Raw genomic sequence first — 15,224 nt, 5'->3', positions numbered from 1 at the left:
ATGCTGAGTGTTGAATATTTGAGTGATCTACAGAATATAGAGCTTTATCTGATCATGGGTTTGTGTATCTTTACGATCTGGTTCATCTTGAATACGGTCAAATATTATAAAGGTGAGAAGAGAAAGGTAAAACAGCTGCATCGATTTGCCAAAGAGGGTGAAGTCGAAGCACAGCACTCTTTAGCGCACAGATATCGTAAAGGGCATGCTGTCAAAAAAAGTTGTAAAAAAGCAGCCTTCTGGTACCAGAAGGCCGCCTTTTCCGGCGATGATGATGCAAGAACTCTTTTAGACAAGATACGAAAGAAGAAACGTTGCTGATAGACGAGAGTAAAGTTAATTGTGTATAATGTCGAAATTATAAATAAAGGTATAAAATGTTTAAACTAGGCACTATGATCATAATGTCACTGATGGCAATGTCTTTATTTACAGGATGTGTACAGAGAGATATTCCTTTTAATAAAAATAGAAATTTTTGGGCTCACTCAAGCAGCGTAGATGATGTCAATATCTCTGATGATAATCTTACAGAATCTGAGATGATGATCACCGAAGATGGTGAAGAGAATAAAATGGCACGTATTGAATTCCCTGAATCAGAGTATTATCGTTTGGCTAGAACGGGTAAAGGCACCATCAAGGGTACCATTTATGTGAAGGATTACTATGATAGACCTATATTGGGAGCAAGTACACGACTCTACCTGAACCCGGTCACAAGTTATTCTGAGCAGTGGTATGAAGAGAGTTATTTAGGCGGGTACAAGATGCAGGAAGCAGACCCTAGACTCTTTAACTATTTAAAATTTACAGCGTCAGACCAAAATGGAAACTTTGCATTTTATGGGGTGCCTTCGGGAAGTTATTATCTGATAGGTACGGTGAAATGCGGAGAAGAGTGCGGGTATGAAAGTACGAAAAATATACGTATAGCCACAAAAGTGAGTGTATATGGAAATCAAGTCGTAGAACAAGACTTGACAAGGGCAGTCGAATAAACTCTACTTTGCTTATCCCTTCGGATAAGCTTCCTTCAATGCTTGGTAGAGGCCATTTGGCGTCACATCTTCATTGGATTCAAGCACGCGCTGCATCATAACGTTATCTTCCTCACCATTCCATATTTTGACATAGGTACCTTCTTTATATCCGTGGTCCTGTCTGAACTGGTTCAAGATATTCTTTCCTACATAAAGTGTATAGAGTGCATCCAGGTTGAGTCCGGACTGTACGGCCACGTCAATAAATGCTTCCATAAATTTTTCTGTAGGTTCATCACAAAAAATGGTTCTCATCAAGTGCTCTACCACTTCTATCTGTGCATAGTGATCTTTTGTTGTGGGTGCGATCTCAGCTGTAAAAGTGTCGAAATTCGGCAATGCATTGATATTTGCAGCCAAAGTCTCAATACTCCCAAGATCTTGCATCTTGTAGTCTTCGAGTCCCTGTGACATAATGAAATGCCAAATATCAACAGCTTCTATCTGAATGTTTGCATAATCAGGTTGGGCATCTATATTTTTCCAGTGTTTCCAGGGGTAAGATTCTATCAGTTCTGCGCACTCGAGATAGGTACAGCGTTTCCAGTCAATGCGTTTCCCGTTCTTAGTGATACCTTTTTCCCAACCTTCACCATTGGTTGCATCATTGAGTTGTTGTTGAAGCAGAAGCATCTGTAAAATCTTGTCCATGTATACCCTTTATCATTAATTTGAAATATCAAATGAACCAAGTCCATTTTATAAGCTGACGCTAAGTTTTGTAATTCAGCATTGAGTGCTTCACTTGCACTGCATTTTAATGCTTGTCTTTAGCAGAACACTCAAGTGACCGGTCACGTTTTATAGTAAAACATTCTACCTTTTTATCACTTATTTAGTACTTTTTGAGTAAAATATGACCCTTATTTCACCCCCTAAAAGGACACTATTTATGTCACAGCCTATTGAAAATCTAGATGAAGTTTTAAAAAACCATAAACTCAGTAAAGAAGAGTACCAGGATATTTTGCGTATTTTAGACGGTCGTCACCCGAATATTGTAGAAATAGGTATTTTTTCCGCCATGTGGTCAGAACACTGTTCGTACAAATCAAGTACAAAATACCTCAGGGGTTTTCCGACAAAAGCACCGTGGGTCATCCAGGGACCGGGTGAAAATGCAGGTGTCATCGATATAGGTGAAGGTATGGCAGCTGTCTTTAAAATGGAGAGTCATAACCACCCTTCATTCATCGAACCTTTTCAGGGTGCAGCGACAGGTGTCGGTGGGATCCTCAGAGATATCTTTACCATGGGAGCAAGACCGGTGGCAAACCTGAATGCTCTGCGTTTTGGTACAGTGAACGGTGACAGTGACATAGCAAAATACCAAAGACACCTTGTACGCGGAGTTGTAGACGGAATCGGATCTTACGGAAACTGTATGGGTGTGCCTACGATCGGTGGTGAAGTGAGTTTTGATGAGAGTTATAATGGGAACATTCTTGTGAATGCCTTTTCCCTTGGACTGGTCAAAGCAGATGAGATTTTCTTGGGTGTTGCATCAGGTATAGGAAACTCTGTCATGTATGTCGGTTCTAAAACAGGCCGTGACGGTCTTGGTGGTGCGGTCATGAGTTCTGACAGTTTTACAGAAGAGTCTAAATCACTCCGTCCAACCGTGCAAGTGGGTGACCCATTTACAGAAAAACTGCTTCTTGAAGCATGTTTAGAACTCTTTAAGACAGACCATGTCGTAGGTATCCAGGATATGGGTGCCGCAGGACTTACTTCTTCAGCATTTGAAATGGCGGGTAAAACAGGTGCAGGTCTTATCATGCACTTGGACAAAGTACCGGCAAGAGAAGAGGGAATGACACCGTATGACTTTATGCTTTCCGAGTCTCAGGAACGTATGCTGATCTGTGCGAAAAAAGGAAGTGAACAGGCGATCATCGATATCTTTGAAAAATGGGAACTGGATGTAGCGGTGATCGGTGAAGTAACTGACACTGGACGTATGGAACTTATGTGGCATGGAGAAAAGTGTGCAGATATGCCTATTGCTCCGGTAAGTGAAGATGCTCCGGTACTGGACAGACCTGTGGCAAGACCTGCGTACCTGGATGAAGTGAATGCCAAAACGGTTGACAGCTATCCGGCAGTAGAGGATCAGGAAGCTTATGAAACACTGCTTTCAAACATCGAAGTATCTGATAAAGCCTGGGTATACAACCAGTATGATTCCATGGTGCAGACCAACACCACAAAAGGACCGGGAAGTTTAGATGCTTCTTGTATCCGTATCAAAGAGAATGGAAAAGCCCTGGCGATGAGTTCTGACTGTAACCCTCGTTACTGTTACATCGACCCTAAAAAAGGTGCGGCACTTGCAGTGGTTGAGTCTGGACGTAATGTTGCTATGACTGGTGCCAGACCGCTCTCTATCACAGACTGTCTAAACTATGGTAACCCGGAAAATCCTGAAGTCATGTGGCAGTTCGCACAGGGATGTGAAGGTATCAAAGAGGCATGTTTGGAATTGAACACACCGGTGGTCAGTGGAAACGTATCGCTTTATAATGAAACCAATGGTGTCTCTGTATTCCCTACACCTGCTATCGCTATGGTAGGACTCAATGATGATCAAAATAAAGTACTGCCTTCAGCATTCCAGGAAGAAGGAAGTCAAATCCTTCTTGTGGGGGAAACAAAAGGTGAGTTTGGCGGTTCATTGTACATCAAAGCTTTGCATGGTGAGACAGTCGGTTCTTTACCGACATTTGATTATCAAGACGAACTCGCACTTTGGGAGCTTGTCATCGAAGCGAATAAACAAGGACTTTTAAAGTCTGCGAAAGATGTGAACGTAGGTGGTTTGGCCATCGCACTTTCCAAAATGGCAGCAGTTTCCAATAAGGGTGTAAGCGCTGAGATCTCCTTGGATGAGAGTAGAAATATCTTTGATGAGTCACAAAGCAGAGCACTATTGGAAGTCTCGGAAGAGAATGTAGAGGCGATAGTGCGTATGGCTATGGAGCTGGGTATCAAAGTGACGAACATCGGTACGGTTGGCGGAGAGAGCGTGAAAGTGAATGGTGTGGAGCTTTCTTTGGAGAAAGTAAAAGATCTTTACTTTAATACGTTTGCCCGTACGATTGAGCAGGATCTGTAAAATACTTCCTTTTGTTCCCACTCTTTTAAGAGAGGGAATGCATACTTGAGTTTATTTTTTGGATTGATGTATGCATTTCTAATTTTATTTTGGGAATGAGAGTTTTATTTCTACTTTTTTTAAAAAAAGTAGAGCAAAAAAGCGTCACTTTTCAAGTGTGCTTCGATGTTACGGCGCGTGCTTCGCAATATGCGCGCCTTCACATCGGCACACTCAGTGAAAAATGACATCAAAAATGTAAAGAAAAGTAAAAAAGAGAGAAGAATGAGAGCACTAATATCGGTAAGTGACAAAAGCGGTGTAGAGAACTTTGCAAAAGAGTTGGTAGGATTAGGTTATGAGATCATTTCAACAGGTGGTACCTATAAAAAACTTCAAGATGCAGGTATTGCAGTGATCGAAGCAAATGAAGTAACAAAGTTTCCTGAGTGTTTCGAGGGAAGGGTGAAGACACTTAACCCGTATATTCACGGTGGTATTTTACATAGGAGGGATAAACAGTCTCACTTAGACCAGGCAAAAGAGCTTGGCGTTGAAGGGATTGATCTTGTATGTGTGAATCTCTATCCGTTTAAAGCAACGATTGAAAAGACTGATGATTTTGAAGAGATCATTGAGAATATTGACATCGGTGGGCCGGCGATGGTAAGAAGTGCTGCGAAGAACTTTGACAGTGTGATCATTGTAACCGATGTTTCGGACTATGACACGGTACTTCATAACCTGAAAAACGGTACAAACACAGTTGAGTTCAGAAGAGATATGATGATCAAAGCATTTGAACATACTGCAGCGTATGACTCAATGATCGCTAACTACATGAACGGCCGTTTCAATGACGGTTTTGGTGAATATCAGTTCATAACAGGTAAAAAATCGTTCCAGACACGTTATGGCGAGAACCCGCACCAAAAAGGTGCACTCTATGAGTTTGATAACCACTTCACCAAGCACTTCAAACAGGTTAAATGTGAAGCGAGTTTCAACAATATCAATGATGTGAACGGTGCACTGAAGATCGCTACGAGTTTTGGTGATGAAAATGCAGTATGTATCGTAAAACACGGAAACCCTTGCGGTTTTGCCATTAAAGACACACTCTTGGAATCCTATACCGAAGCACTGAAATGTGATCCGGTATCTGCATTCGGTGGCGTGGTTGCAGTCAATGGTGTGGTGACCAAAGAACTTGCAGAGAAGATGAACGAGATCTTCCTTGAAGTGGTCATGGCAGCTGATTTTGATGCAGAGGCTTTGGAAGTGTTTGAGAAGAAAAAACGTCTTAAACTCTTTGCCCAAGGCGGTACAAAATTGGTCATGTCGAATGACACACATGATTTCAAACATGTAGATGGCGGGTTTGTCTATCAAAATGCAGACTGTATCTGTGACAATGAAGTCCATAATGCAGAACAGAAATCAAAACTGACTGCTACAGTACAAGAGATGAAAGACTTGGAGATCGCATGGAAAGTAGCGGGTCTTACGAAGTCCAACTGTGTGGTCTATGTCAAAGACTCTGCGATGGTCGCTGTAGGTATGGGTATGACGAGCCGTGTGGATGCTGCCCAGTGTGCGCTTAAAAAAGCCAAAGAGATGGGTCTGGATGTGAGTGGTGCAGCGATGGCATCTGAAGCCTTCTTCCCGTTCCGTGACAGCATTGACGCAGCAGCAGCGGCAGGTGTAAAAGCGATCATTGAACCAGGCGGAAGCATCAGAGATGATGAAGTGATCGAGGCTGCCAATGAACATGGTATCTCACTCTACTTTACGACTGTAAGACACTTCTTACATTAAGATCTTTGGGCAGTAGGTGTTTTACATACTGCCTTTTTTACTTATTTTCTTCCTTTTTTAATCTTCCCAAAAATACTATAATACAACCATCACATTGTTAGGAATTAGTATGAACAAACTACTTATCGTATGGAGTACTGCCGAGATAGAAGTGGCTAAAAAGATGGTACTGCTCTACTCAAGTGTCATTCTTCCACGAGGATACTGGGACAAAGCCCATTTAATGATATGGGGACCTTCTGCAAAACTTTTGGCAGAAAATAAGGAACTGCAAGAGATGGTATCAAAAGTGAAAGCAACAGGTGTTGCACTTTCATGCTGTATCGTGTGCAGCGATGAATATGGCGTGACTGAGAAGCTGGCTTCATTAGAGATAGAGATGATCCACACGGGAGAACTCCTTACCGATGCACTAAAAGAAGAATGGAAAGTGATCACTTTTTAAGAAAAAGTTTACTTTTAGTATTAAATTCTGATATACTTGAATAGTTTCAAAAATAATAGGAGTCATGTAATAATGAATATGTGATAAATGTTTTTTTTAAACATATTATCTCTACTGGACAATACATTATCTTTTCATTATAAAGTTACTCTTTTAAATTATTTTTACTATGAGGGAATATCATGAAAAAAGTATTACTCGTATTTGGTACAAGACCGGAAGCCATTAAGATGGCACCCCTGATACTAGCATTTCAAAAACATTCACAAGATTTAGAAGCAAAAGTTTGTGTGACTGCACAACATAGAGAAATGCTCGATCAAGTATTTGATATTTTTGACATTACTCCCAATTTTGATCTTAATATCATGAAAGCAGGACAAGATCTCTATGATATTACCAGTAATATTCTACTTGGGATGAAAGAAGTACTTAAAGAATATCAACCTGATATACTTTTTGTACATGGTGATACGACAACTACACTTACTGCAGCTTTAAGTGCATTTTATCAGAAGATTCCCGTAGCACATGTAGAAGCAGGACTTCGTACAGGTGATATTTACAGTCCATGGCCAGAAGAAGCAAACCGAAAACTCACATCTCAGATCACCAAATATCATTTTGCACCTACAGAGACCAGTAAAGATAATCTTTTAAAAGAGAATATAGATAAAAACAATATTCATGTAACAGGAAATACGGTCATTGATGCATTGTTTTGGGTATTAGAGAAGATAGAGAAAGATGAAAATTTAAAATTAGCACTTACAAAGACTATAAAATCAGACTTTTCAGCCTTTGAAAATGAAGAACGTTTAGTATTGATCACGGGACACAGAAGAGAAAATTTCGGGCAAGGATTCCTTGATATTTGTAGTGCGATAAAAATGTTAGCAGAAGAACATCCTGACGTCAATTTTGTCTATCCAGTGCATCTTAATCCTAATGTACAAAAACCCGTACTTGAACTACTTTCCGGTATACATAATATCTATCTTATAGCACCTTTAGACTATGAGCCCTTTGTTTATTTGATGAGTAAATCTTATTTGATATTGACTGATAGTGGTGGTATACAGGAAGAAGCGCCTAGCTTGGGTAAACCGGTATTAGTAATGCGTAATACAACAGAAAGACCTGAAGCACTTGAAGCTGGTACTGTGAAGCTGGTAGGAACGGATCCACTCACTATCGTTGATAAAGTCAATAAACTACTGAATGATAAAGTGCTATATGAAAATATGAGTCAAGCTCATAACCCATATGGAGACGGAAAAGCATGTTATAGAATCGTAAATCTTATAAAGGAAAGTTATGCAAAGTAATAGAGTATGTGTCATGGGACTAGGATATATAGGACTTCCTACAGCAGCTCTCTTAGCAAACCGTAGATATCAGGTACATGGTGTTGATGTCGTTCAAAGTACGGTGGACACCATTAATCAAGGCAAGATCCATATCGTAGAACCTGATCTAGATACCTTTGTGCGCTCAGCAGTGAATTCAGGTAATCTTATAGCCGATACAAAACCAAAAGAATCTGATATTTTTATTATTGCAGTGCCTACACCATTTCATGATGGGTATGTGCCGAATATAGATTACGTGATTTCTGCAACAGAGTGCATTGCCCCTTATATAAAAGAGGGGAATATTGTCATTTTAGAGTCCACTTCCCCTGTAGGCACAACAGATAAAGTGGCAGAAGTACTACAAGCTAAAGGAGTAGATATCAATAAGGTACATATAGCCCATTGTCCTGAACGTGTTTTACCTGGACAGATCATGCGTGAACTGGTAGAGAATGACCGGATAGTAGGTGGTCTGAATAGTGACGCGACGCAAGCAACAGCAGATTTCTATAAAACATTTGTCAGCGGGAACATACTGAAAACTGATGCGAAAACAGCTGAAATGGCAAAATTGACAGAAAACAGTTATCGTGATGTGAACATTGCATTTGCCAATGAACTATCTATGTTATCAGATAAGTTTGACATCAATGTATGGGAACTGATCTCATTGGCAAATCGTCATCCACGTGTAAATATTTTACAGCCAGGTGCAGGCGTCGGAGGACATTGTATTGCTGTGGATCCTTGGTTCATTGTTCATGCAGGAGGTGATGATGCTAAGATCATCAGAACAGCCAGAGAAGTAAATAACTATAAAACTGAGTGGGTTATTGAAAAGATAAAAAATGAAGCACTGTTGTTTGAGAAAGAGCATGGAATAAAAGCAAAAGTTGCATGTATGGGATTAGCCTTTAAACCTAATATTGATGATATGAGGGAGTCACCTGCGCTTTACATTACAAGACGTTTGATCTCTGATGGATTGGAAGTATTCCCTGTCGAGCCTAATGTAAAAAGTATGGATGAGTTTGATATAGTAATAGATGAAGATGCCATTAATCATGCAGATATTATTGTTTTTTTAGTCGCACATGATGAATTTAAAGGTATCCGTATTTTTGGAAAAAAAGTATTTGATTTTTGTGGTGTTACAAATCACTAATTAAAAAAAGGACATTGTATGAAGGGTATTATTCTAGCGGGGGGCAGTGGAACCAGACTGCATCCTATAACAAAAGTAACTTCAAAACAATTGCTACCTATTTATGACAAACCAATGGTTTATTATCCATTGTCCGTTCTTATGTTGGCAGGGATCAAAGAAGTTTTGATCATTTCTACGCCAGAAGATACAGAAAGATTTAAAGAATTGTTAGGTGATGGTTCCTCACTTGGTATGGCATTTTCATATGCCATACAAGCTTCTCCTAATGGTTTAGCAGAAGCTTTTATTATTGGTGAAGATTTTATTGGTAATGACAGCGTTTGTCTTATTTTAGGAGACAATGTCTTTTTTGGACCAGGTTTAACTCCAAGGTTGGAGCGTGCAGCCCAGAAAGAAAAAGGAGCGACTATTTTTGGTTATAAGGTCAAAGATCCGGAACGATTTGGTGTTGTAGAGTTTGATAAAAATTTTGAAGTTATTTCTATTGAAGAAAAACCGGAAAAACCAAAAAGTAAATTCGCTGTTACTGGTATCTATTTTTACGACAATGATGTAATAGAAATGGCAAAAACTATAAAGCCGTCTGAACGTGGAGAACTTGAGATAACATCGATCAATCAAGCTTATTTGGAACGGGGTGATTTAAGAGTCGAATTATTAGGACGCGGATTTGCCTGGCTAGATACAGGAACACATGAGAGTCTCGCAGATGCAGGACAATATATACGTACAATTGAACAAAGACAAGGGTATAAAGTAGCTTGTATCGAAGAAATTGCTTATTATAAAGGGTGGATTACTAGTGCACAACTTATTGAGTTGGCACAGCCACTGAAAAAGACAGCGTACGGTCAATATATGATCGAAATGGCAAGTGAAAAATGAATACTATCTTAGTGACCGGTTGCGCTGGATTCATCGGTTCAAATTTTGTACCGTATTTTTTAGAAAAATATCCAAAATATCAGATCATAAATCTTGATCTATTGACTTATGCGGGTGATCTCAAGAATTTAGAGGAGATCAAAGACAATGAGCATTATATATTTGTGAAGGGAAATATTTGTGATCGTGAACTTGTTGAAAACCTCTTTAGTATGTATGATATCAAAGGCGTGATACATTTTGCAGCAGAAAGTCATGTGGATAATTCTATTAAAAACCCTGGTGTTTTTATAGAGACCAATGTTAACGGTACTTTTACCCTCATAGACGTAGCATATAAACAATGGATGGAAAAGCCTTTTGTTCATAAGAAAGGATATGAGGAGTGCCGATTTCATCACATCTCTACAGATGAAGTCTATGGTTCACTTGGTGAAGAGGGATTATTCACAGAAGAAACACCTTACGCACCTAATTCACCTTACTCTGCAAGTAAAGCAGGAAGTGATATGATCGTACGTAGTTATCATCACACATACGGCATGAACACGGTTATCACCAATTGTTCCAATAACTATGGACCTAAACAACATGATGAAAAACTTATTCCCACTATTATACGAAAAGCATTAAAGGGAGAAAATATTCCTATTTATGGTGATGGCAAAAATATTCGTGATTGGCTATATGTGCTTGATCACGTTAAAGGGATTGATCTTGCTTATCATGAAGGGAAAAGTGGTGAAGTTTACAATATCGGTGGACATAATGAGCGTAATAATAATTATATTGCTGATAAGATATGTAAGATCCTTGATGAATTGCACCCGAAAAATGGAAGTTATAAAGACCAGGTCACATATGTTGAGGATAGAGCAGGCCATGATCGAAGATATGCTATAGATGCAACTAAAATTGAGAAAGAGTTGGGCTGGAAAGCAGATGAGAACTTTGAAACAGGGATTCTTAAAACGGTACAGTGGTATTTAAAAAAATATACCTAAATATTGAGTAAAGGATAGGGTATGCTATTTAATTCATATATATTTATTTTTACATTTTTACCTATTACCTTTTTTGTCTATTTTTATTTAAATAATAAACGATTAACTGAGGCTGCTAAAGGCTTTCTTGTCTTTTCGTCTCTTTTCTTTTATAGTTGGTGGAATATTGTATACTTACCACTCATTTTAACTTCTATGCTATTTAACTATGTAGTAGGCAGACAGCTTACTAAAAATCATCACTTTAGAAGAACACTTTTGTTTATAGGTGTCATATCAAATTTAGCTTTACTTGGATATTTCAAATATGCAGACTTTTTCATTACGAATGTAAATAGAGTAATAGACTCAAATATCCCTCTATTGCACTTGGCTTTACCCTTAGCTATCAGTTTTTTTACTTTTCAACAAATAGCATATCTGGTAGACAGTTACCGTGCAGAAACACATGAATATGACTTTTTAAATTATGCAGTATTTGTTGCTTTTTTTCCTCAGCTAATAGCCGGACCGATCGTTCACCATAAAGAGATGATGCCGCAGTTTGCCAATATAAGGAACAAAGTTAAAAATTATCGTCATATTGCCCTGGGGCTCTTTGTCTTTTCTATAGGTCTTTTTAAAAAAGTAGTCATAGCTGATACATTTGCTATTTGGGCAACCAATGGGTTTGATGTGGCTGAAAAACTTAATTTGATCGAAGCTTGGGTCACATCACTTTCTTACACATTTCAATTGTATTTTGATTTTAGTGGGTATACGGATATGGCTATTGGTGCAGCATTACTATTTAATATCAAACTGCCGATCAACTTCAGTTCGCCCTATAAAGCCACATCTATTCAAGATTTTTGGAGACGCTGGCATATTACACTCTCACGTTTTTTAAAGGGATATGTGTATATTCCTTTGGGAGGCAATCGACATGGTGAGATAAGAACCTATGCCAACCTGTTCGCAACTTTTTTACTCGGAGGCATCTGGCATGGTGCAGGGTGGACCTTTGTCTTTTGGGGTGCACTGCACGGTATGGCACTCGTCATCCACAGAGCATGGCATAAACTTGGTTTTAGAATGCATATGTTTTTAGCCTGGTTCATTACCTTTAACTTTATCAATATAAGCTGGGTGTTTTTTCGTGCGAAAGAATTTGAGGATGCGATCAAAGTATTGAAAGGAATGATAGGTATGACAGGTATTACTTTACCTTACGGTGTATCTACTAAATTACCAATATTAAAACAATACGATATTAAGTTTGGAAACTTCATTACTGAAACTGGAGGAGATAAATATACCTTTATTTGGTTGATATCAGCAGGAGTACTAGTGTTGGCATTTAAAAATTCAATGGAATTAATGGAAAGTTTCAAGATATCTAATAAAACAATGTGGTTTTCGGGGATACTTTTTTCAGTTGGCGTGTTATCAATGAATAAAGTCTCTGAGTTTTTATATTTTAATTTTTAGGAAGGAGTAATGGATGAAAACATTCAAATGGGTTAAAACTTGGTTTTTGATTATTACTTTACTTATGCTTTTCATAGGATTATTTAATTATATCATTGACCCATTTGGATTTAATAAAAACATATTAATAAAAAATGTTAATTATTTGAAAGAAGATAATACCCATTACACCGTTAAATATAAAATGCCACTTTTAAAAAAAGGTGGATGGGATAATCTCATGTTAGGTACATCACGCATTGGATTAATGGATACAAATGTTGTCAATAAATACCTTGGAGGTAAAACCTTTACAATGAGTCTTCCCGGGTCAGCAATGCCTCTTCAGTGGGACTCCTTTTTATATGCGATCGAATTTAATGATATCAAGAATGTAATCTATGGTATAGATTTTATGACGTTCAATAAAAATTTAAAATTTAATGATGACTATGTACAGTTTAAAGAAGAAATTCAATCTTTCGGTCCATTTTATACATATGATATATATTTCAATATACAAACACTCATGAAATCCATTAATACAATAGCGAATAATATTTCTTCCCATCCAAAATGTCATGTATATTATTCTGAAAGTGGTATGAGACATTTTCCTAATTATGAACAGAAGCTCAAGAACGGTACTTTTAAATTACAAGACAGTATCAATTATCATTTACAATATTATTTTAAAAAAAATCATGGAATATATGCTAAGTATAAATATTCACATGAGTATATGCGTATGTTTAAAAAAATTGTAAATTATTGTCATGAAAATGATATTAATATTTATGTTTACATTCCTCCAATGTACGTTGAGCATTTTTATGCACTCAAGGAAGCAGGATTAAAACCTGCATTTGAAACATTTAAAAGAGAATTAGCGGAAATTACTGATTTTACCGATTTTACAGGTGTGAACTCGATCACGACCAATAAAGATAATTATTGGGACTCTTCACACCTTAGAACAGAACATACTGAACTTGTGATAAGTAAAGTATTAAGTCCTGAAGCTTCAGTTGAAGATCAAGATTTTGGAGTCTGGGTAACAAAGAAAAATATAGAAGAGTTTTTGAAACAACAGGATAAACTATATAGAAATATTGATTTGAAAGAAATACTTGATACAATTTATAAGCAGTGAGAGATAATATGATTTTAGTGAAAAAGGAGAAAATGATGAAAGTATCAGATTATATCATTGAGTTGTTAGTAAAGCATAATATTGATAAGGTTTTTGGATATATCGGTGGAAATAATGCCCATATCATGGACTCTATAGACAATCATAGAGAGATAGAGATGGTCAATACCATACACGAACAGGGCGCCGGATTTGCTGCAGAAGGGTACGCCAGAGCCACGGGAAAAATTGGCGTGGCAACAGCAACCAGCGGGCCGGGTGCAACCAATTTGATCACCCCTATAGCCAGCTGTTTTTATGATTCTGTGCCAGCAGTGTTCATCACCGGACAGGTCAATACGTATGAGTGTAAGAATACATCAGAATGCGAAAACAATGCTCCGGTACGACAGATCGGATTTCAAGAGACAGATATTGTCAGTGTTGTGAAACCGATCACAAAATATGCCGTACTGATACATAATATTCATGATTTAAGATATGAACTGGAAAAGGCTTTATATCTATCGGAAGAAGGTAGGAAAGGACCGATACTCATAGATATACCCATCGACCTGCAATACAAAGAGTTTGATCCGGATAAGGAAAGATCATTTTATGAGGGGGAGGAGTATCATGCATCTTCGATACGTACAGATATAGATGATGAGGTGATCGAAAACATCGCTGCACTTATCAATACTTCCACAAGACCGGTGATATTAGTAGGTGGCGGTGCCCGAATAGCAAATGTCGAATCAGAGTTAAATACATTGTTAAACACAACAAATATCCCTGTTGTATGCTCTCTAATGGGAAAAGACCTTGTAAAAGAGAGTTATAGATATAACCTTGGATTCATCGGTGCCTATGGTAATAGATGTGCAAGTCTTACCCTGGCCAACAGTGACTTGTTGATCATACTCGGTTCCAGATTGGATGCACGGCAGACAGGAAGACAAACATCTACGTTTGCCAGAGAAGCTAAAATCATTCAGGTCGATATCGATAAACATGAACTGGACAGAAAGATCAAAGTGGATTACGCTTTAATTTCTGATGTAAAAAGTTTTCTTGATAAGTTAAATACAAAGGCACTTCAAACCAATATAGAGACCTGGCAGGATAAAGTGTTAAGCTATAAGGATCAATACTCTTCATTGTATACGATCGATGAAAAAGAAAAAATGCCAAATAAGATCATCTCTCTCATTTCCCAATACTCTAAAGAGGGGGATATTGTTTGTGTAGATGTTGGATTACATCAAATGTGGGCTGCCCAGTCTTTTAGTGTCAAAAAAGACCAAAGATTACTTTTTTCAGGAGGACTGGGAGCTATGGGGTGTGCATTACCTACTGCGATCGGAGCTACACTGGGAAGTGGGAAACGAGCGATCGCTATTGTAGGTGATGGCGGTTTTCAGATGAATATTCAAGAGCTGGAAGTACTTAGAAGAAGAGAACTGCCTATCAAAATCTTTATCATGAACAATGCTTTTTTGGGTATGGTGAGACAGATGCAGACAGAATTTTTAAATGAAAATTATATTGGAACACAAAAGGATTACAGTGTGCCCCGTTTCAAAAGTATAGGGGAAGCGTATGGCATCAAGAGTCATGAAGTCTCAAGTATGGATGAAATAGAGAAGCTTATCAGGCTCAGTTTAGAAAATGATGCCAGTGAACTCATAGATATACAATTAAGTGACTCCAAACACTTGGTTGAACCCAGACTGGCCGGGAACAGACCTATGGAAGATATGGCACCTTTCTTGGATAGAGAAGAATTGGAAAAACAGATGGTCATCAAACCATTAGACTATTAGTCAAG

Annotated in this window: 13 protein-coding genes; 12 read left to right on the top strand and 1 reads right to left on the bottom strand. The window is 38.1% G+C overall.

All coding sequences use genetic code 11. The annotated features are described in order from the left end of the window. Entirely contained in the window at positions 1–321 is a 321-nt protein-coding gene (locus LDM98_RS04595; protein WP_223898171.1) for an SEL1-like repeat protein, read from the top strand. Positions 322–413: 92 nt separating this feature from the next. Next, positions 414–1,001 carry a carboxypeptidase regulatory-like domain-containing protein gene (locus LDM98_RS04590; RefSeq protein ID WP_223898170.1) on the top strand — a complete coding sequence of 196 codons (588 nt, stop codon included), beginning with the start codon at positions 414–416 and terminating at the stop codon, positions 999–1,001. 12 nt (positions 1,002–1,013) lie between these two features. Here LDM98_RS04590 and LDM98_RS04585 read toward each other — a convergent pair whose 3' ends face one another. Continuing rightward, positions 1,014–1,694, bottom strand: a complete 681-nt coding sequence (locus LDM98_RS04585; protein ID WP_223898169.1) for a dUTP diphosphatase — start codon at positions 1,692–1,694, stop codon at positions 1,014–1,016. A gap of 241 nt (positions 1,695–1,935) precedes the next feature. On the opposite strand from LDM98_RS04585, the gene purL reads away from it, so the two are divergent. The 10 genes from purL (at position 1,936) to LDM98_RS04535 (ending at position 15,219) form a co-directional block, all read left to right on the top strand. Continuing rightward, entirely contained in the window at positions 1,936–4,158 is a 2,223-nt protein-coding gene (gene purL, locus LDM98_RS04580) for a phosphoribosylformylglycinamidine synthase subunit PurL (protein ID WP_223898168.1), read from the top strand. 264 nt (positions 4,159–4,422) lie between these two features. Continuing rightward, complete coding sequence (purH, locus tag LDM98_RS04575) at positions 4,423–5,955, top strand: bifunctional phosphoribosylaminoimidazolecarboxamide formyltransferase/IMP cyclohydrolase (RefSeq protein ID WP_223899062.1); 1,533 nt, start codon at positions 4,423–4,425, stop codon at positions 5,953–5,955. Between the two features lie 109 nt (positions 5,956–6,064). Further along, positions 6,065–6,400 carry a DsrE family protein gene (locus LDM98_RS04570; protein ID WP_223898167.1) on the top strand — a complete coding sequence of 112 codons (336 nt, stop codon included), beginning with the start codon at positions 6,065–6,067 and terminating at the stop codon, positions 6,398–6,400. A 182-nt stretch (positions 6,401–6,582) separates the two neighbouring features. Continuing rightward, complete coding sequence (gene wecB, locus LDM98_RS04565; protein ID WP_223898166.1) at positions 6,583–7,728, top strand: non-hydrolyzing UDP-N-acetylglucosamine 2-epimerase; 1,146 nt, start codon at positions 6,583–6,585, stop codon at positions 7,726–7,728. After that, positions 7,718–8,920: a UDP-N-acetyl-D-mannosamine dehydrogenase gene (gene wecC, locus LDM98_RS04560; RefSeq protein WP_223898165.1), complete on the top strand. Its 1,203-nt coding sequence runs from the start codon at positions 7,718–7,720 to the stop codon at positions 8,918–8,920. Before wecB ends, wecC begins: the two co-directional genes overlap by 11 nt. Before the next feature lie 18 nt (positions 8,921–8,938). Beyond that, the gene (gene rfbA, locus LDM98_RS04555) at positions 8,939–9,808 is read left to right on the top strand and encodes a glucose-1-phosphate thymidylyltransferase RfbA (RefSeq protein WP_223898164.1); all 870 of its coding nucleotides are present in this window, start codon (positions 8,939–8,941) and stop codon (positions 9,806–9,808) included. Beyond that, the gene (gene rfbB / locus LDM98_RS04550; RefSeq protein WP_223898163.1) at positions 9,805–10,812 is read left to right on the top strand and encodes a dTDP-glucose 4,6-dehydratase; all 1,008 of its coding nucleotides are present in this window, start codon (positions 9,805–9,807) and stop codon (positions 10,810–10,812) included. Before rfbA ends, rfbB begins: the two co-directional genes overlap by 4 nt. Before the next feature lie 21 nt (positions 10,813–10,833). After that, positions 10,834–12,282: an MBOAT family protein gene (locus LDM98_RS04545; RefSeq protein ID WP_223898162.1), complete on the top strand. Its 1,449-nt coding sequence runs from the start codon at positions 10,834–10,836 to the stop codon at positions 12,280–12,282. Between the two features lie 13 nt (positions 12,283–12,295). Then, entirely contained in the window at positions 12,296–13,414 is a 1,119-nt protein-coding gene (locus LDM98_RS04540) for a hypothetical protein (protein ID WP_223898161.1), read from the top strand. Positions 13,415–13,449: 35 nt separating this feature from the next. Then, complete coding sequence (locus LDM98_RS04535; RefSeq protein WP_223898160.1) at positions 13,450–15,219, top strand: thiamine pyrophosphate-binding protein; 1,770 nt, start codon at positions 13,450–13,452, stop codon at positions 15,217–15,219. Positions 15,220–15,224 lie beyond the last annotated feature (5 nt).

Source organism: Sulfurovum sp. TSL1 (genome assembly GCF_019972135.1).
In the GTDB taxonomy this organism is placed as follows: Bacteria; Campylobacterota; Campylobacteria; order Campylobacterales; family Sulfurovaceae; genus Sulfurovum.
This window is presented reverse-complemented; position numbering and strand designations above follow the sequence as displayed.